A 16,473-nucleotide genomic window follows, 5' to 3' on the forward strand; every position below is an offset into this window, starting at 1 on the left:
TCAAAAGGAAACGGTGATGATTGTGCCTCACCGTTCGCCAATCGTCTTGTAAGGCCGTGCTTCATCGGACTCACCGGTGCCTGAGGTTCAGGCATCGGCCTTGCGGCTCAGAAACATCGCCAGGGCCAGGGCCGGCAGCAACGCCACGGTCACGGCAGACAGGTTCCAGCCAAAATGCTCGTAGAGCGGACTGGCGACCAACGACCCCAGCGCGCCGCCGACGAAGATGCTGGTCATGTACACGGCATTCAGGCGGGCCCGGCTGTGCGGATCGATGGCGTACACCTCGCGCTGGCCCAGCACCATGTTCAGTTGCACGGCGAAGTCCAGCAGCACCGCGCAAACCACCAGCCAGACATAACTGCTACCCGGCAGCGCAGCGATCAGCAAGGAGGCTGGCGCCAACAACAGTGCAACGAGCGTCCCGCGCCGACCGTGCCCGGCATCGGCCAGTCGCCCGGCAATCGGCGCTGCGACCGCGCCGACGGCGCCGACCAGGGCAAATATCGCCACCTGTGCCTGACTGAAACCGTGGTGCCGCATCAGCTCGATCGGTGCGAGGGTCCAGAACAGGCTGAAGCTGGCGAACAGCAAGCCTTGATACAACGAACGCTGACGCAGAACCGCGTGCCGACGGGCCAGCGCAAACACCGAACCGATCAGCGCAGCGTACGTCGCCTGATGGCTTGGGACGCGGCGCGGCAAGGCAATCGCCATGATCAGGGCGATGACCGCCATCAGTGCCGCTGCGCTGAAAAACACCCCGCGCCAGCCGAACACTTCCACCAGCAGACTCGACAGTGGCCGCGACAGCAGAATGCCCAGCAACAGGCCACTCATGATGTTGCCCACCACCCGGCCACGAGTCGCCTCGGGCGCCAGATGCGCGGCCAACGGCACCAGGATCTGCACCGCCACCGAAGTCAGGCCGATCAGCAACGACAGCACCAGGAACATCGACGGCGAATGCGTCAGCCCTGCGCACAACAGCGTCACGCTCGCCGCGAGGGTAAACCCGACCACCAGCCGGCGGTTTTCCATCAGGTCGGCCAGCGGCACCAGCAACAGCAGGCCCAATGCATAACCGAACTGCGTGAGTGAAACGATCAGACTGGCGTTGGCACTGGACAGGCCGATCTGCGGCGCGATCAGTTCGACGATCGGCTGAGCGTAATAAAGGTTGGCCACGACCGCGCCGCAGCAGAATGCCAGGAACGCGACCATCAGGCCGGAAAGAGAAGCGGATTGTTCGGCCCTGGCCGCCGCTGCCGGATTGCTCGTAAGCATGATGACACCTCGATAAGTTTGGAAAAGTGACGCCAAGGCTAAGGGCTGCGCGGGCGTTCGAGTATCCATCCCTCGGGCAATTGAGTGATGCGCCAAATGCAACGACCCCGGGCGTTGCACTTGGCGCAACGTGCTATTGCGCGGTCTGGCAATACTCGGACGCATGCGCCTTCTCTAACCTTGGGCACTTGGCGCAGGGCTTTGCATCGGCGCCCTTACCCGGTCGTTCAAGGAGTTGTCGAAGATGCCGAATCCGTCCCCCAAGCCCACCGCGTGCTGCTCAGGCAACTGCTCATGAACGGCCATTTCATGAGATCCAGAGCGCTGTGGACCAGCGCGGCAGCCCTCGCCTCGATCGGTGCAATCGCGGCCCTGGCGCTGATGTGGCGTCCGGCAATTGCGCCGGTCGAGCGCCCGCGAACCTTCGACTCCGCGCAACTGCAACGTGGCGCGCGCGTCGTCGAGGCGGGCGACTGTGCGGTCTGTCATACGCGGCCCGGCGGCCAATACCTGGCCGGCGGACTGCCGCTGGTGACGCCATTCGGCACCCTCTACAGCACCAACATCACCCCGGACCCACAGACCGGCATCGGCCAATGGTCGTTGCCGGCCTTCGAGCGGGCGATGCGTGAAGGGATCTCCCGCGACGGTCATTTTCTCTACCCGGCGTTCCCTTATGTTCATTACCGGCGCATGAGCCAAGACGACATCGCCGACGCCTATGCGTACCTGATGAGCGGCCCGGCCGTGGACTCGCCGCCACAACAGAACCGCATGAACTTCCCGATGAACATCCGGCCGCTGGTGTCGTTCTGGAACCTGCTGTTCCTGCACGGGAAGCCGCTGACGCCGGTGGCCGAGCAATCGCAGGCGTGGAATCGCGGGCGCTACCTCGTCGAAGGTCCCGGCCACTGCGCGGGCTGTCACTCGCCGCTGAACCTGATCGGTGCCGAGACGTCCGGCGAAAACCTGGCCGGCGGCAGCGTGGATGGCTGGGACGCGCCGTCTCTGCTGGGCATGGCGCACCGGGCAAACCCGTGGAGCAGCGAGCAACTGGTGAAGTACCTGCGGGCCGAAGTGGTCGACGGACACGGCACGGCGGCGGGCCCGATGCGCCCGGTCAGTCTCGGTCTGGCGCGCTTGCCCGCAGAAGATGCACAGGCGATTGCCGAATACCTGCTGAGTCTGCCGGCGAAAACCGCGATCAACGAAATTCCGAGCGCCAGCGCTGAACCTGCGGATTCATCCTCGGGCGCCCTGCTCTTCACCAGCGCCTGCGCCGGCTGCCATGCCCCAGGCGCGCCGATGCGTGAAATCGACGGCCGCCCGGCACTGGATCGGACCTCGGCGCTGCTGGCCGCCAGTCCGCGCAACTTTGTGAAAACCGTACTCGACGGCATCCCGGCAGAACCCGGCCAACCGGGACCGGTGATGCCCTCGTTCGCCGCCAGCCTCGACAACGCTCAACTCAACGCCCTGGCCCTATACCTGCGCCATCAGGCCAGCCCCGATCAACCGTGGACCGACCTTCCTGCTACCCTCCAAGCGCTACGTCAGGAGACGAAATGACTCAGATCACCCTCAACGTCAACGGATCCTCCCGGGCTCTCGAGCTGGAACCCGACATGCCGCTGCTCTATGCGCTGCGCAATCACCTGGGCCTGAACGGCGCCAAGTACGGCTGTGGCCTGGGCCAATGCGGCGCCTGCACCGTCATCGTCGATGACCAACCGGTGTTTTCCTGCCTGACACCCTGCGCCGGCCTCGAGGGCAAACAGGTTCGGACGGTCGAAAGCCTGGGCACGGCCGACCACCCCGGCTCCCTGCAGCAAGCGTTCATCGACAAACAAGCTGCCCAATGCGGTTACTGCATCGCCGGCATGTTGATGCGTGCGCAGTCACTGCTCGAAAGCAATCCGCACCCCGACGAGCAGACCATTCGCGAGCACATGGCAGGCAACCTGTGCCGCTGCGGTACGCACCTGCGCATCATCGAGGCGATCAGCCTTGTCGCCCGGCAAAACGGGAGTGCGCAATGACGACAATCAACGAGGTCGATCACAGTCGCCGCGCCTTCCTGCGCGGGGGCGCCCTGCTGGTGGCGTTCGCTCTGGTGCCGATCACGCGCCGCGCCCTGGCCGACACCGAAGTCGACACCCTGGGCACGGTCGTATTGGCGCCGGACCTGCCCGGCAGCCTGCGCACCAACCCTTGGCTCGATGCCTGGATTCGCGTCGGCGCTGACGGCATCACCGTCTACACCGGCAAGGTCGAACTGGGCACCGGGGTCAAAACCGCGTTGCTGCAAATAGCCGCCGAACGCCTGGAGGTGGCCCCGACCGCGATCAACCTGCTCACCGCCGACACCGCACTGACGCCGAACGAGGGCTACACCGCCGGCAGCCACACGATTTTCGACAGCGGCACCGCGCTGTTCAACGCGGCGGCACAAGTGCGCGAGATGCTGCTGGAATCGGCCGGGCGCAGCTGGAACGTTGCGCCGGCGTTGCTGACGACCCGGGACGGCATCATTCTCGGCCCGACCGGGCAACGCATGTCCTACGCCGACGCCGTGCAGCAGGTCGATCTGCACCGCTACGCAACATCCGAGTCACCCTCGATGCCGCCGGCGTCATTCAAGCTCATCGGCCATTCGCTGCCACGCCTGGATATTCCAGGCAAAGTCAGCGGCGGCGCTGCATTCGTGCAGGACATTCGCCTGCCGGGCATGCTCCACGCCCGGGTCATCCGCCCGCCGCGTCCCGGCTGCACACTGGAAACCATCGATATTGAATCGATCAAGGCGCTGTCCGGGGTGGTGCAGGTGATCCGCGACGGCAATTATCTGGCCGTGGTAGCACGGGACGAATGGCAAGCGATCAAAGCCATGCGTCACGGATACGCCTCAGCGCGCTGGAGCGGCGGGCAGGCGATTCCCGAATCGCGGGACATCCACACCGTGCTCAAACGCCTGCCCTCGCGTCGTTATCCGATCAGCCATGAAGGCACGCCCCAGGGCGCGACCATCAACCAATACCGCGCCCGCGTGACCAAGCAGTATCTGATGCATGGCTCGATCGGACCGTCCTGCGCCGTGGCCTGGTTCAAGGACGGCACCCTCACCGTCTGGACCCACACTCAGGGCGTGTATCCGCTGCGTGCCGGAATCGCCGAAATGCTGCGGCTGCCACCCGAGCGCGTGCGCTGTATCCACACCGAAGGTTCCGGGTGCTATGGCCACAACGGCGCCGACGATGCCGCGGCCGACGCAGCGTTGATTGCCATGCGCGTACCGGGCACGCCGGTGCGGGTGCAATGGATGCGCGAGCAGGAAAACCTCTGGGAGCCCTACAGCTCGGCGATGGTCAGCGAAGTGCAAGCCAACCTTGACGCGCAGGGTCGGCTGCAGGACTGGAACTATGAGCTGTGGACCACGCCGCACAACGAACGCATCGTCAACGCCGGGCGCTTGCTGCCCGCACGCCTGCTGGCCCGGCCGTTCACCTCCGCACCCTCGGTGCCGATCGCCCAGCCCGAAGGCGATGGCGATCGCAACGCGGTGCCGCTGTACACCGTCGCCTCCTCGCGGATCGACATGAACTTCGTCACCGAAATGCCGTTCCGCACCTCAGCCATGCGCTCGCTCGGCGCGCACATCAACGTCTTCGCCATCGAAGCCTGTATCGACGAGCTGGCCGCCAAGGCCGGAGTCGATCCGGTTGCCCTGCGTCTGGCGCACCTGACCGATCCTCGGGCGCGGGCGGTGGTGGAACGGGTGCGCGATGCGGTCGACTGGCCACAAAAAAGCAACGAACCCGGCGCTGGCATAGGCTTTGCCTTCGCGCGCTACAAAAACATCATGGGCTACTGCGCCATCGCCGTGCGTCTTCGAGTCCATCCACAAACCGGCGAAGTGCAGATCGATCACGTCGTCACCGCAGTGGATGTGGGGCAGATCGTCAGTCCCGATGGCCTGCGCAATCAGGTCGAGGGCGGGATTGTGCAGTCCACCAGTTGGACGCTGTATGAAAAGGTCGCCTATGACGCCGGCGGCATCCGCAGCTACGACTGGAGCGGCTACCCGATCCTGCGCTTCTCGCAACTCCCCAGACAGGTCGACGTTCATCTGCTCGACCAGCCGGGGCAACCGTTTCTGGGGGCCGCCGAAATCGTCCAGGGCCCCATGGCGGCCGCCATCGGCAATGCCGTGGCGAACGCCACCGGACGGCGCTGGCTGAACCTCCCCCTGACTCGCTCGCAACAGCCTTCCTGAACCGCGCCACGTTGCATTTCACGCAATGCAGCGTGGCGTCGCGTGTGGATTATCAAGCACCGGATAGCCGCTTAACGTAGGGCCATCCGATGCCGGCCCCAATGCCCGACACCGTCCACCGACCTTTTTCGAAGACTGGAGAACCCCCATGACACAACATCTGTTCCGCCCCATCGCCCTCGGCCCCTACACACTTCCCCACCGGATGGCGATGGCGCCGTTGACCCGCTCCCGTGCCGGGCAACCGGGCGACATCCCGACGTCCATGAACGCCGAGTACTACCGCCAGCGAGCGAGTGCCGCGCTGATCATCACCGAGGCAACGCAGATTTCCCGCCAAGGCCAGGGTTATGCGTGGACGCCTGGCATCTACAACGACGAACAGGTGCAAGCCTGGCGCGAAGTCAGCCGTCAGGTACACGAGGCCGGCGGGTTGATCTTCATGCAGCTGTGGCATGTGGGCCGCGTATCGCACCCAAGCTTTCAACCGGACAACGCGCTGCCGGTGGCGCCGAGTGCATTGCCCGTACCGGGCAAGACTTTCATCGTCGACGCCGAGGGCAATGGTGTATGGGGCGACGTGCCGGTGCCGCGCGCCCTGCAGGTTGCGGAAATCGCCGACATCATCAACGACTACCGCCGCGCCGCACGCAATGCGCTGAGCGCCGGGATGGATGGCGTGGAAATACACGCGGGCAACGGCTATTTGCTGGACCAGTTCATCAACAGCAACAGCAACCAGCGCACTGACGGTTATGGCGGCACCCTGGAAAACCGTGCACGCCTGTTACTGGAAGTCGTGGCGGCCGTGGTCGACGAAGTCGGTGCCGACCGTGTCGGCGTGCGCCTGACGCCCATGGGCCGTTTCATGGGCATGGGCGATGAGTCGCCGGAAGCCACATTCGGCTACATCGTCCGCTCGTTGAACCGCTGGAAACTGGCCTACCTGCACCTGGTCGAGCCGGCCGTGGTCGGCACCGTCAAGGACGAGAATTTCGACCCGCGCTGGGACGCGATCATCGCGCAGCTGCGAGATGCGTGGGGTGGCGTGCTGATGATCGCCGGCGGCTACGACCCCGAGTCGGCGGAACAGGCCCTGGCCGACGGTCGCGCCGACATCATCGCGTTTGGCCGACCGTTTCTGGCCAACCCCGATCTGCCTCGGCGAATCCGCGAGGGCCTGGCGCTCAACACACCGGACCCGAGCACATTCTTTGGCGGCGATCAGCGTGGTTATACCGACTACCCGGTGTACGCCCACTGATACGTTGAACACCGGACGCACAAAGGCCTGCCAGATCGGCAGGCCTTTTCGTTTCAGCGACCGTTACTGTTTGAGAATCAGCAGCGGCTCGCCCTTCTTGACGATGTAAGTCGCCAGTTCCGAGCCCTCCTCGTTGCCGACGTTCTTGGCGATATGTGCCACGCCCGCCGGAATGAACAGCGAATCACCCGCCTTGAGCGTCACCGGTGCCTGACCTTCCAGTCGGTATTCGAACGTGCCACTGATCACGTAAGCCACCTCCACACCCGGATGCGCATGGTTGGGCGACGTGACGCCCGGTTCGAAATCGACGCGAGCCTGGATCACCTCGCGATCCGCAGCGCCCAGGTCCTGTCGGACCAGATCGGTACGGCTCAGGCCTTGTTGCCAGTTCTTCGCCGGGGCGGCGGATGGGGTGTCAGCCGCGTGGGCGAGGCCGGTCAGCGAAACGAGTACGGCGGCAGCGGTCATCAGAAGTGTGCGGCGCATGGTGTTGCCCTCTTGGAGGTCGTGGTGTGTTGGCACCTACTGTGGGCGAGGCCTGTATGCGGGATGTGTCCTGATGACGGGGTTTGTTACCCGTTTGTGTACGGCGGCGCGATGGATACACGCTTATACAAAGGGTTTGGCCAGCACCTGCGATAGCCAGCCTCTGAATGCCACGATCTTTTTCGATTCGGCCTGATCGTGCGGCGTGACCAGGTAAAAGCCGGAAGCGGATTTCAAGCGCAGATCAAACGGCGCCACCAGCCTGCCCGCGCGCAGATCGTCATCGACATAGGTCGAGCGACCGATGCACACGCCCTGCCCGTCAATCGCTGCCTGCACCGCCATCATCGCCAGGTCGAAGGTCAATCGCGGGCCTTTGGCCGTCAGTGGTGGCTGGCCTGCCGCATGCAGCCAGTCGTTCCAGTCATTGGCGGTCACGCCGCTGACTTGCAGCAACGGGTGATGGGCCAGGTCCACCGGCGTATTCAACGGCTTGTCGCCGGTCAGCAAACGCGGGCTGCACACCGGAAAGATCTCATCGGACATCAACCAGTCGGCGCGCAACCCCGGCCAGTTCCCGTCGCCGTAGCGGATCGCCGCATCGATGCCACCCTTGCGAAAGTCCACCCACTCGGTGGAAGCACTGATCCGCACATCAATCTGCGGATGCGCCTCGCGAAACGACGGCAGGCGCGGCAACAGCCATTTGGACGCCACCGATACCAGGGTGCTGATCGTCAGGACGCTGTTGTTGCTGGATTCCAGCAGCTTTTCAGTCGAGTAGCGCAATTCAAGAAACGCCGAACGAATGCCAGGCAAGTACGCATGGCCCTCCTCGGTCAACGCCAAACCGTCCTTCAAACGCATGAACAGACGCACGCCGAGTTCATCCTCAAGGCGACGGATCTGATGGCTGATTGCAGTTTGCGTGACGTTCAGTTCTTCGGCGGCGCGGGTGAAGCTCATATGCCGGGCGGCACATTCGAAGGCTCGCAATCCATTGAGCGATGGCAGTCGGGGGAGCATATGACCTCTTCAGTCCATGAGATTTTGTCATACGCTAGCACCGGATTTGTCCTTTGCGAAGCGGCGCGGCCATAGCGGATTCTGAGGCTCCATCTGTAAGGAGATCCCATGAAACTGTACTTCGCCCCCATGACCTGCTCACTGGCGCCGCACATCGTACTGCGCGAACTGGAGCTGCCGTTCGAGCTGATCCGGGTCAACAACCAGACCAAAGAAACCGCCGACGGCCGGGACTTTCGCCAGATCAACCCTAAGGGTTACGTGGCCGCGCTGATGCTGGACAACGGTCAAGTGCTGACCGAAGGCCCGGCCATTCTGCAATACCTCGCCGACCTCGTGCCCGGCCATGCAATGGCCCCGGCCAATGGCACTTGGGAGCGCTCGCGTTTGCAGGAATACCTGAACTTCATCAGCTCGGAAATTCATGGAGGCAGCGCGCCGTTGTTCAGCAGCGAAATCCCGGAAACCACCCAAACGATCTTCAAACACAAGCTGTTCAAGCGTCTGGATTACCTGAACCGCCTCCTCGCCACCCAGCCCTTTCTGATGCAGGCCTTCGGCGTAGCGGATGCCTATCTGTTCACGGTGCTGAAGTGGTTGCCGACATTCCGTATCGCTATCGAAGACTGGCCAGCCCTGGCGAACTACCTGACAGGCATCGCCGAGCGGCCCAGTGTGCGGGCTGCCATCGCGGCAGAGGACGCCACGCAACCGGTGCTCTGACGCGACCGATTGCGCTGAACGCCCTCAAATGCGCCGGCGCGCAGTCAGGCGCCCGACTCCGGATCACTTGCCGGCAGGCCCCGCGCCTCTCTGTCTTCATCATCCTTGGCGGTGCTCTGCGGGTTGGCGTCGGCGCTTCCCGAGCCGTTGCCGTCCTGCGGATGCTCGGATCCCACCGAATCGTTGGCCGCCACATCGCTCATGTCTTCTTCCAGTGGCGCTTCATCGTCCGGCGGCAGAGGGACTGGCGACTCATCCTTGCGGGGATCATGGCCGGTTTCGTTGTCGGTTGTGCGCGTCACGACCTGTTGTGACAGGTTGCCGGGTGCATCTTCATCAATGTCCATGGGTGCCTCCATTCTGATGCGCAATGTTCGTACCTGAAGGTGTGAAACGAGCGGGTGGTGTTTAGTGCCCGGCATTGGACGAATGGCACCCCGGTTGCCGAATGCCCCAGCGCTTCTTTAATGAAGGGGCTCATGCCCTCCTCCCGTCGAGCGCCCCATGGCCAGCAACGATCAACTGATCATCTGCGAGCATTGCGACTGCGTGTACGAAAAAGTCGCGCTGGCGTTCTACGTGCCGGCCAATCTGCTGCCGGTGATGAACACCACTCTGCTCGGCAGTGGCGCCGACAGCACCATCGTGAGCGGTTCGACCCACGCCTGATCTGGGATAACGCGCCGGACGAAGAAACGGGAAAACCCCGGCACTCGCCTGAACAAGTGCCGGGGCATCAAGCGACTTAAATCAGATCTGCGCAGTACCGCCGTCAACGAACAACTCGATGCCGTTGACGAAGCTGCTGTCATCCGAGGCCAGGAACAGCGCAGCCTTGGCAATCTCGCTCGGCTCGCCCAGACGACCGATCGGCACGATAGACGCCAGTTGATCGAACAGCCCCTGAGTGTGTTCCGCCGGCACCAGCCCTGCCAGGCCCGGCGTACGCACCGGGCCGGGGCTGATGGCGTTGACGCGGATGCGCCGTGGTTTCAGGTCCAGCAGCCACGACCGCGCAAAGTTGCGCACCGCCGCTTTGCTCGCGCTGTAGACGCTGAAGTTCTCCGTGCCCTGCACCGACGTGGTCGACGAGGTCAGCAGAATCGAGGCGCCATCGCGCAGCAGCGGCAAGGCCTTCTGCACGGTAAACAGCGTGCCCTTCACGTTGGCGTCGAAAATCCGGTCGAAGTGCTCTTCGGTGATCGAGCCCAGCGGCAGCATGTCCCCGCCGCCGGCATTGGCGAACAGGATGTCGAGGTGCCCGGCCTTCGCGGAAATCTCGCTGTAAATGCGGTCCAGATCCTCCAGCTTCGCCACATCGCCCTGGATGCCGATGGCACGCGGGCCGATGGCGGCGACCGCTTTGTCCAGTTCAGCCTGACGACGGCCGGTGATGAATACGGTGGCGCCCTGGGCGACGAATTCCTGCGCCGAGGCCAGGCCGATGCCGGTGGTGCCGCCAGTGATCAGCGCGATTTTGCCTTCAAGTCTGTTGCTCATGATTAATCTCCAGTAACCGTTTCGAGGTAGGTGAGCGGTTGGAAGCGACTTTAGGCTGATCGATTGAATTGAAAAATCCGCAAAATCGGTTTTGTTTGTGCACAGACATGCACAATACTCAGCCCTGTCTTTTTCACTGAGCCCGAACCGATGAATCAGTTAATGGCGATCCGCACCTTCGCCCGCGTCGTGGAAAGCGGTTCGTTCACCAAAGCCGCCGACTCGCTGAACCTGCCGAAAACCACGGTCAGCAAACTGATCGGCCAACTGGAAAACCACCTCGGTGTGCGCCTGCTGCAACGCACCACCCGCCGCCTCACCGTCACCGCCGACGGCGCTTCCTATTACCAGTTGACCCAGCAACTGCTGCATCAACTGGACGACATCGATCAGGGTTTCAGCCAGGCGCAAGGCCTGCCGCGCGGCAAGATCCGCGTGGACATCGGCGGCTCGACCGCGACGATGCTGGTGATTCCCGAACTGCCGAAGTTCTTCGAACGCTATCCGGACATCCAGATTGACTTGGGCGTCAGCGACCGCCCGGTGGACCTGATCAGTGAACGGGTGGACTGCGTGATTCGCGGCGGCCAGTTGACCGAACAAACCCTGGCGGTACGGCGCCTCGGTGAAGTGTCGTGGACCACCTGCGCCACGCCCGATTATCTGCAACGCCACGGCACCCCGAGCCACCCGCTCGACCTGGCCAGCCATCAGCTGATCGCCTACCGCTCGGCCTCCACCGGGCGCATCCTGCCGTCGAACTTCCAACGTAACGGCGAACGCCACCAGATCGAAGGCAAAGGCCTGATCAGCGTCAACGAGAGCAACGCGCACCTGGCGGCCGGGCTCGCCGGGCTGGGGATCATCCACACCTTCAACTACACGGTCAGGACGGCCATCGAGCGCGGCGAACTGGTGCCGATCCTTGAGGATTGGCGTCCGCCGGCGTATCCGTTTCATGTGCTGTATCCGCCAAACCGGCATTTGAGCAATCGGGTGCGGGTGTTGATCGATTGGCTGGTGGAGCGGTTTGCGCAGGTTGATTAAGCCTCGGATCCGCCCGGGAACGGGTTTGTTCATGCTGACGTCTTCGTCGGATCGCCGCCCGGACCAAGCCCGCTCCCACAGGGTTTGCGCCGTCGTTGTGGGAGCGGGCCTGCCCGCGATAGCGGCAGTTCAGACACCTTCATTCCTACCGGCAAGACGCGCCGTTTCGTCTAACCTGACGTTGCACCCGACGATGATTGCCCATCGACGGGTGCATCGACCTTGATGCCCACGAAACGGAGAATTCCATGCTCAAGCGAACCCTGGCACTGACCGCTGGTTTGGCCCTGTCCCTGTCCGCCGTGCTGGCGCAAGCCGCAGAGGTGTTGAAGGTCAGCGCAATTCCCGATGAAGCCCCGACCGAACTGCTGCGCAAGTTCGAGCCGCTGGGCCAGTACCTGCAACAGCAATTGGGCATGGACGTGCAGTTCGTTCCCGTGGCGGATTACCCGGCGGTGGTCGAAGCGCTGGCCACTGATCGTCTCGACCTGGCGTGGCTCGGCGGTTTCACCTTCGTCCAGGCGCGGCTGAAAACCGGCAACGCCATTCCGCTGGTGCAGCGTGAGCAAGACGCGCAGTTCACCAGCAAATTCATCACCGCCGACCCGAACGTCAAAAGCCTCGCCGACCTCAAGGGCAAGACCTTCGCTTTCGGCTCCGTGTCGTCCACCTCCGGCAGCCTGATGCCGCGCTATTTCATGCTCAAGGACGGCATCAAACCGGAAAGCTATTTCAGCCGCGTCGGCTATTCCGGCGCCCACGACGCCACTGTCGCCTGGGTGCAGGCCGGCAAAGTCGACGCCGGTGTGCTCAACGCCAGCGTCTGGCAGAAACTGGTGGACGCCGGCAAGGTCGACACCAATAAGGTCAAGGTCTTCGCCACCACCCCGGCCTACTTCGATTACAACTGGACCGTGCGCGGCACCCTCGACCCGGCGCTGGCGGCGAAGATCAAAAAAGCCTTCCTCGACCTCGACCCGGCCAACCCCGAGCACAAGAAAATCCTCGACCTGCAAGCCGCCAGCCGCTTCATCGAAACCAGCCCGGACAATTACAAAGGCATCGAGGAAGCCGCCCGCGCCGCCGACTTGCTGAAATGACCCTGCGCCTCAAACAGGCTTTTCTGCACCACACCAATGGCGTGGAAGCCTTGCGCGGCGTGGATTTTCACATCGAGGCCGGCGAGCAGGTGGCGATCATCGGCCCGTCCGGCGCCGGCAAATCGAGCCTGCTGAACCTGCTGGCGACCGCCATTCGGCCCAGCAGTGGCGACATCGAAGTGCTGGGCGAACGCGCTTGGCATTTGTCCGCCCGCCAACGGCAACGCCTGCGTGCGCGCATCGGCCTCGTGCATCAGGCGCCGCCGCTGCCGCCCCGGCAACGGGTGGTGACGGCGGTGCTGGCCGGCAAACTCGGGCAATGGAGCCTGGGCAAAAGCCTGATCAACCTGCTGCACCCACTCGACGTGCCCGGCGCCCGCGCTGCCCTGGCGAAACTGGATCTGGCCGACAAACTCTTCAGCCAATGCCAGCAACTGTCCGGCGGGCAATTGCAGCGGGTCGGCATTGCCCGCGTGCTGTATCAGGCGCCGGAGGTGTTGCTGGCGGATGAACCGGTCTCGGCCATGGACCCGGTGCTGGCCGGGCACACGCTGTCGATCCTGTCGCGCCATGCCCGCGAGCACAACGTCACGCTGGTGGCGAGCCTGCACGCGGTGGAACTGGCGCTGGCGCACTTCCCCCGGATCATCGGTTTGCGCGAGGGGCAAATCCTGTTCGACTGCCCGTCCGCGCAAGTCAGCCGCGACATGCTCGACACCCTCTACGCCAACGAACAACTGCAATCCCCGGCGCCCGCCGTCACCCCGCTGATTGTGCAGATTCCGCGATGCTGAGCGCCGACACCCGCGACCCCGCCGCGCTACCCCGGTTGCTGCTGACCGTACTGGCGATTGCCTTGCTGTGGCCGGGGATCCAGCTCAGTGAACTGGATCTGGGCGTGCTGTTTCACGCCGACAGCCAGAGTGAAATGGGCCGCTTCGTGTCGATGTTCTGGCCACCGGCCCATGACCGCGAGTTTCTGCAATTACTGCTCAAGGCCACCCTGCAAACCCTGGCCATCGCCACCGCCGGCATGGCCCTGGCGCTATTGTTGGCCGTGCCGGCCAGCCTGCTCGCCAGCCGCGCCCTGTCGCTGACCGCCGCCTCCCGCAGCGGCCGCCCGAGCCTGCTGGGCCGCCTGCTGCGCTGGCCGGTGCGCGGGCTGCTGATCTTCTTGCGCAGCGTGCCGGAAATCGTCTGGGCGCTGCTGTTCGTGCGCGCCGTCGGCCTCGGCCCGGCGGCGGGCGTGCTGGCCATCGCCATCACCTACAGCGGCATGCTCGGCAAGGTCTACGCCGAAATCTACGAATCCACCGACCAACGCCCGGCCCACGCCCTGCTCCAGGCCGGCAGCGGCCGCCTCGCCAGCTTCGCCTACGGCGTGCTGCCCAACGTCGCGGCGGAACTGCTCTCCTACACCGTCTACCGCTGGGAATGCGCCATCCGCGCCTCGGTGGTCATGGGCTTCGTCGGCGCCGGCGGCCTCGGCCAACAGATCGACCTGTCGATCCGCATGTTCGCCGGCGGCGAAGTCGCCAGCATGCTCCTGACCTTCCTCCTCCTCGTCCTCGGCGCCGACCAACTCAGCCGCCTGCTGCGCTGGAGGCTGACATGAAACGCCTGATCAACTCGGTGCTGATCCTCGCCATAGTCGCGGCCGTTATCGCGTCGTTTGCCTACCTGGGCCTTGATCTTGAAGAACTCGGCAGCGCTACCAGCCTGAAACAGATGGGCCTGTATGTGGCGCGCTTTCTTAGCCCGGACCTTAGCGCGGACTACCTGAACGCAATCCTGCGCGGATCGATGGAAACACTTGCCATGTCAGCCCTCGGCACACTCCTCGCTGCCGTGCTGGGTCTGTTGTTGGCCCTCCCCGCCGCTGGCCGATTTGGCTGGTTTTTTCAAAGTGCTGCGCGCCTGGTGCTCAATGCACTGCGCGCGATTCCTGAACTGGTGTGGGCTGCGTTGATGGTGTTGGCGGCTGGGCTTGGGCCGAATGCCGGGACACTTGCGCTCGCCCTGCACACCACGGGCGTGTTGGGGCGGCTGTTTGCTGAAGCGCTGGAGAACACACCGCCGGAACCGGCGGATGCGATTCGGTTACAGGGGGGGAATCCGGTGACGGCGTTCTGCTACGGCACGCTGCCGAACCTGGCGCCGCAGTTGCTGGCGTACTGTTTGTATCGGTGGGAGAACAATATTCGGATGGCCAGCGTGCTGGGGTTTGTCGGGGCTGGGGGGTTGGGGCAGATGTTGTATGTGAGCTTGAGTTTGTTTCAGGAGGCGCAGGCGGGGACGGTGATTTTGGCTATGCTGATTTTGGTGTGGGGGGTGGATTGGTTGAGTGGTTGGGGGCGGGGGCGGTGGGTAAAGGCTTAGGTTGTAGTCTTTTAAGTTGCTTAAAACAAATATTCATCGAGGTCCGCGTCCGGCCAATAGTGCACCCGCTTCAGCCGAAGATGTATACGCAGTCGTCAATGTGTTCCAATTCTTGCTGCGTGTATCGGGCGTTGCCATATCGTCGAATATCCTCCAGTACTCCCCTGACAGGAACTGGCTGCGATGAGTCATCAATCAACTCAATTAAGAGCTGATAATCAGGAGCTTTCCCTTTGAGATACTTCTCTACTAGCTCTTTGAGTGCTATTCGAGCTTGCTGATCGGTTAGCATTGTTTCTCCGGAAAAACAGCCCCATTTGGTCGCAATCGATAAGAGTCGCCAGATGCGCCTCAAAGAAATCTACGATTGACAGGGACGACTTACCATTACCTTTGTTTGCACTTTTCAAGCTCGCTTTGACTTTTTAATGTCGTATCCAACCCAACTCGATACTTGCAATAATTAATAACCAGATTTCGCTCCGCCTCGCTTAGCTCACTCAATTTTTTATCATCGGATTCGTACGCGAAAATATTTTCAAACTCCATCTGAAATGTGGGGCTCTTTTTAATAAAGAATACTTTTTCCGGATAAGCGTCCTCCATCTTTTCGTAAAAACCTATATAAAGCATGGCGACAATCGTGGTTGACAATATGATTAGCAGCAATTTCATGATGAAGGCGGTCGCAAAAGTTTGGTTTTAATCCGAAGATTTCTAACAAGCTCCATGCCGATATTACCAGGGCAAATTTTTCCTTCGCCGGCTTGCATGGGGAATTCACGGTGCCCACCTAACGTCGTCACCCTGAAAACGCTGGTCAGGGCCTGAATCAAGGTCAGAAGGGTATCAATTTGTATAGCAGGAATTTTCTGATCCATGTTGCCGTTGATGCTCTCGAGGGCTTGCCGAGCAAAAGCGACCATATCGCCCCCCTCTTCGGCGGTTGTCAGGTTTTCCAGTAAAACAATACCAATCACACCCGTGTTGTAGTTATGTACGCTTGATCCCTTGAACCGTATGTCACGTCCTTCAAAGACCTTACCCGTACAATCGATGCCGTAGTGATAGCCGATATCATCAAACTTAGCCTGATGTTCACTCTGAATCGCACGCATTTGTCCTGCACCAGCACCGCAGCCTACACTTCGTCCTGCGTGGTGAAGGGCGATCATCGAGTAGTCCCAGTCATCGACCATTTCACCTTTTGCTTTATGCGCTCCCCATGATGATCGCTCTACAAATTCGCACTTGTTTTTGCTGAGTAGTCTGATGATCGCTTCTCTAGTGGCAGCTCTATCGTTGACGGTGATAATCGTGGGAGCAACTGGCACAGCGGGTTTGACTTCAGTCGCTTTTGCTTCAGTAGTAAATTGTTCAGCCAT

16 protein-coding genes and 2 pseudogenes are annotated in these 16,473 nt (G+C 62.3%); 11 read left to right on the forward strand and 7 right to left on the reverse strand.

What is annotated here, in order from left to right; genetic code table 11:
• Window positions 1-87: 87 nt before the first annotated feature.
• On the reverse strand, window positions 88-1,287 hold the full coding sequence (locus ACKJSM_RS13545) for an MFS transporter (protein ID WP_410237842.1): 1,200 nt from the start codon (window positions 1,285-1,287) through the stop codon (window positions 88-90).
• A gap of 309 nt (window positions 1,288-1,596) precedes the next feature.
• On the opposite strand from ACKJSM_RS13545, the gene ACKJSM_RS13550 reads away from it, so the two are divergent.
• From ACKJSM_RS13550 to ACKJSM_RS13565, 4 genes are all read left to right on the forward strand, one after another.
• Window positions 1,597-2,856 (forward strand): c-type cytochrome, encoded by a 1,260-nt coding sequence (locus ACKJSM_RS13550; RefSeq protein ID WP_410237844.1) that lies wholly within the window; start codon window positions 1,597-1,599, stop codon window positions 2,854-2,856.
• Window positions 2,853-3,326, forward strand: coding sequence for a (2Fe-2S)-binding protein (locus tag ACKJSM_RS13555; RefSeq protein WP_236182592.1), 474 nt, complete (start codon window positions 2,853-2,855; stop codon window positions 3,324-3,326). Before ACKJSM_RS13550 ends, ACKJSM_RS13555 begins: the two co-directional genes overlap by 4 nt.
• Window positions 3,323-5,560, forward strand: coding sequence for a molybdopterin cofactor-binding domain-containing protein (locus tag ACKJSM_RS13560; protein ID WP_410237846.1), 2,238 nt, complete (start codon window positions 3,323-3,325; stop codon window positions 5,558-5,560). The genes ACKJSM_RS13555 and ACKJSM_RS13560 overlap by 4 nt, the downstream gene beginning before the upstream one ends.
• Before the next feature lie 148 nt (window positions 5,561-5,708).
• The gene (locus tag ACKJSM_RS13565) at window positions 5,709-6,824 is read left to right on the forward strand and encodes an alkene reductase (RefSeq protein ID WP_410237848.1); all 1,116 of its coding nucleotides are present in this window, start codon (window positions 5,709-5,711) and stop codon (window positions 6,822-6,824) included.
• Window positions 6,825-6,887: 63 nt separating this feature from the next.
• On the opposite strand, the gene ACKJSM_RS13570 is transcribed toward ACKJSM_RS13565, so the two are convergent.
• Both ACKJSM_RS13570 and ACKJSM_RS13575 read right to left on the reverse strand, forming a co-directional pair.
• Window positions 6,888-7,313 (reverse strand): cupin domain-containing protein, encoded by a 426-nt coding sequence (locus ACKJSM_RS13570; protein ID WP_410237850.1) that lies wholly within the window; start codon window positions 7,311-7,313, stop codon window positions 6,888-6,890.
• 123 nt (window positions 7,314-7,436) lie between these two features.
• Window positions 7,437-8,339, reverse strand: coding sequence for a transcriptional regulator GcvA (locus ACKJSM_RS13575; RefSeq protein ID WP_339488526.1), 903 nt, complete (start codon window positions 8,337-8,339; stop codon window positions 7,437-7,439).
• A gap of 108 nt (window positions 8,340-8,447) precedes the next feature.
• Here ACKJSM_RS13575 and gstA point away from each other — a divergent pair, with 108 nt between their 5' ends.
• Complete coding sequence (gene gstA / locus ACKJSM_RS13580) at window positions 8,448-9,062, forward strand: glutathione transferase GstA (RefSeq protein ID WP_410237852.1); 615 nt, start codon at window positions 8,448-8,450, stop codon at window positions 9,060-9,062.
• A gap of 155 nt (window positions 9,063-9,217) precedes the next feature.
• On the opposite strand, the pseudogene ACKJSM_RS13585 reads toward gstA, so the two are convergent.
• Window positions 9,218-9,409: pseudogene (locus tag ACKJSM_RS13585) on the reverse strand (hypothetical protein); the annotation flags it as partial.
• A 205-nt stretch (window positions 9,410-9,614) separates the two neighbouring features.
• On the opposite strand from ACKJSM_RS13585, the pseudogene ACKJSM_RS13590 reads away from it, so the two are divergent.
• Window positions 9,615-9,716 (forward strand): annotated as a pseudogene (locus ACKJSM_RS13590) (paraquat-inducible protein A); the annotation flags it as partial.
• Between the two features lie 96 nt (window positions 9,717-9,812).
• Here ACKJSM_RS13590 and ACKJSM_RS13595 read toward each other — a convergent pair.
• On the reverse strand, window positions 9,813-10,562 hold the full coding sequence (locus tag ACKJSM_RS13595; RefSeq protein ID WP_011333861.1) for an SDR family NAD(P)-dependent oxidoreductase: 750 nt from the start codon (window positions 10,560-10,562) through the stop codon (window positions 9,813-9,815).
• 150 nt (window positions 10,563-10,712) lie between these two features.
• Here ACKJSM_RS13595 and ACKJSM_RS13600 point away from each other — a divergent pair, with 150 nt between their 5' ends.
• The 5 genes from ACKJSM_RS13600 to phnE all read left to right on the forward strand — a co-directional run bounded on the left by ACKJSM_RS13600 (window position 10,713) and on the right by phnE (window position 15,088).
• Window positions 10,713-11,609 carry a LysR substrate-binding domain-containing protein gene (locus tag ACKJSM_RS13600; protein ID WP_410237854.1) on the forward strand — a complete coding sequence of 299 codons (897 nt, stop codon included), beginning with the start codon at window positions 10,713-10,715 and terminating at the stop codon, window positions 11,607-11,609.
• A gap of 248 nt (window positions 11,610-11,857) precedes the next feature.
• The gene (locus ACKJSM_RS13605; RefSeq protein WP_339488518.1) at window positions 11,858-12,709 is read left to right on the forward strand and encodes a putative selenate ABC transporter substrate-binding protein; all 852 of its coding nucleotides are present in this window, start codon (window positions 11,858-11,860) and stop codon (window positions 12,707-12,709) included.
• On the forward strand, window positions 12,706-13,503 hold the full coding sequence (locus tag ACKJSM_RS13610) for a phosphonate ABC transporter ATP-binding protein (RefSeq protein WP_410237856.1): 798 nt from the start codon (window positions 12,706-12,708) through the stop codon (window positions 13,501-13,503). Before ACKJSM_RS13605 ends, ACKJSM_RS13610 begins: the two co-directional genes overlap by 4 nt.
• Window positions 13,497-14,324, forward strand: coding sequence for a PhnE/PtxC family ABC transporter permease (locus ACKJSM_RS13615; protein ID WP_410237857.1), 828 nt, complete (start codon window positions 13,497-13,499; stop codon window positions 14,322-14,324). Before ACKJSM_RS13610 ends, ACKJSM_RS13615 begins: the two co-directional genes overlap by 7 nt.
• The gene (gene phnE, locus ACKJSM_RS13620; RefSeq protein ID WP_410237859.1) at window positions 14,321-15,088 is read left to right on the forward strand and encodes a phosphonate ABC transporter, permease protein PhnE; all 768 of its coding nucleotides are present in this window, start codon (window positions 14,321-14,323) and stop codon (window positions 15,086-15,088) included. The genes ACKJSM_RS13615 and phnE overlap by 4 nt, the downstream gene beginning before the upstream one ends.
• A gap of 70 nt (window positions 15,089-15,158) precedes the next feature.
• Here phnE and ACKJSM_RS13625 read toward each other — a convergent pair whose 3' ends face one another.
• A complete protein-coding gene (locus ACKJSM_RS13625) occupies window positions 15,159-15,380 on the reverse strand; it encodes a hypothetical protein (RefSeq protein WP_410237861.1) in 222 nt (73 codons plus the stop codon).
• A gap of 379 nt (window positions 15,381-15,759) precedes the next feature.
• Window positions 15,760-16,473 (reverse strand): peptidoglycan recognition family protein, encoded by a 714-nt coding sequence (locus ACKJSM_RS13630; protein ID WP_085611814.1) that lies wholly within the window; start codon window positions 16,471-16,473, stop codon window positions 15,760-15,762.

Source organism: Pseudomonas sp. PHC1, from assembly GCF_046487845.1.
Lineage (GTDB): Bacteria > Pseudomonadota > Gammaproteobacteria > Pseudomonadales > Pseudomonadaceae > Aquipseudomonas > Aquipseudomonas sputi.

Excerpts from the sequence above, each read along its gene's own strand:
- ACKJSM_RS13575 (WP_339488526.1), bottom strand. The coding sequence starts at position 8,339 with ATGCTCCCCCGACTGCCATCGCTCAATGGATTGCGAGCCTTCGAATGT.
- ACKJSM_RS13615 (WP_410237857.1), top strand. The coding sequence starts at position 13,497 with ATGCTGAGCGCCGACACCCGCGACCCCGCCGCGCTACCCCGGTTGCTG.
- ACKJSM_RS13565 (WP_410237848.1), top strand. The coding sequence starts at position 5,709 with ATGACACAACATCTGTTCCGCCCCATCGCCCTCGGCCCCTACACACTT.
- ACKJSM_RS13605 (WP_339488518.1), top strand. The coding sequence starts at position 11,858 with ATGCTCAAGCGAACCCTGGCACTGACCGCTGGTTTGGCCCTGTCCCTG.
- ACKJSM_RS13600 (WP_410237854.1), top strand. The coding sequence starts at position 10,713 with ATGAATCAGTTAATGGCGATCCGCACCTTCGCCCGCGTCGTGGAAAGC.
- ACKJSM_RS13545 (WP_410237842.1), bottom strand. The coding sequence starts at position 1,287 with ATGCTTACGAGCAATCCGGCAGCGGCGGCCAGGGCCGAACAATCCGCT.
- ACKJSM_RS13555 (WP_236182592.1), top strand. The coding sequence starts at position 2,853 with ATGACTCAGATCACCCTCAACGTCAACGGATCCTCCCGGGCTCTCGAG.
- ACKJSM_RS13595 (WP_011333861.1), bottom strand. The coding sequence starts at position 10,562 with ATGAGCAACAGACTTGAAGGCAAAATCGCGCTGATCACTGGCGGCACC.
- ACKJSM_RS13570 (WP_410237850.1), bottom strand. The coding sequence starts at position 7,313 with ATGCGCCGCACACTTCTGATGACCGCTGCCGCCGTACTCGTTTCGCTG.
- ACKJSM_RS13625 (WP_410237861.1), bottom strand. The coding sequence starts at position 15,380 with ATGCTAACCGATCAGCAAGCTCGAATAGCACTCAAAGAGCTAGTAGAG.
- ACKJSM_RS13560 (WP_410237846.1), top strand. The coding sequence starts at position 3,323 with ATGACGACAATCAACGAGGTCGATCACAGTCGCCGCGCCTTCCTGCGC.
- phnE (WP_410237859.1), top strand. The coding sequence starts at position 14,321 with ATGAAACGCCTGATCAACTCGGTGCTGATCCTCGCCATAGTCGCGGCC.
- ACKJSM_RS13550 (WP_410237844.1), top strand. The coding sequence starts at position 1,597 with ATGAGATCCAGAGCGCTGTGGACCAGCGCGGCAGCCCTCGCCTCGATC.
- ACKJSM_RS13630 (WP_085611814.1), bottom strand. The coding sequence starts at position 16,473 with ATGGCTGAACAATTTACTACTGAAGCAAAAGCGACTGAAGTCAAACCC.
- gstA (WP_410237852.1), top strand. The coding sequence starts at position 8,448 with ATGAAACTGTACTTCGCCCCCATGACCTGCTCACTGGCGCCGCACATC.
- ACKJSM_RS13610 (WP_410237856.1), top strand. The coding sequence starts at position 12,706 with ATGACCCTGCGCCTCAAACAGGCTTTTCTGCACCACACCAATGGCGTG.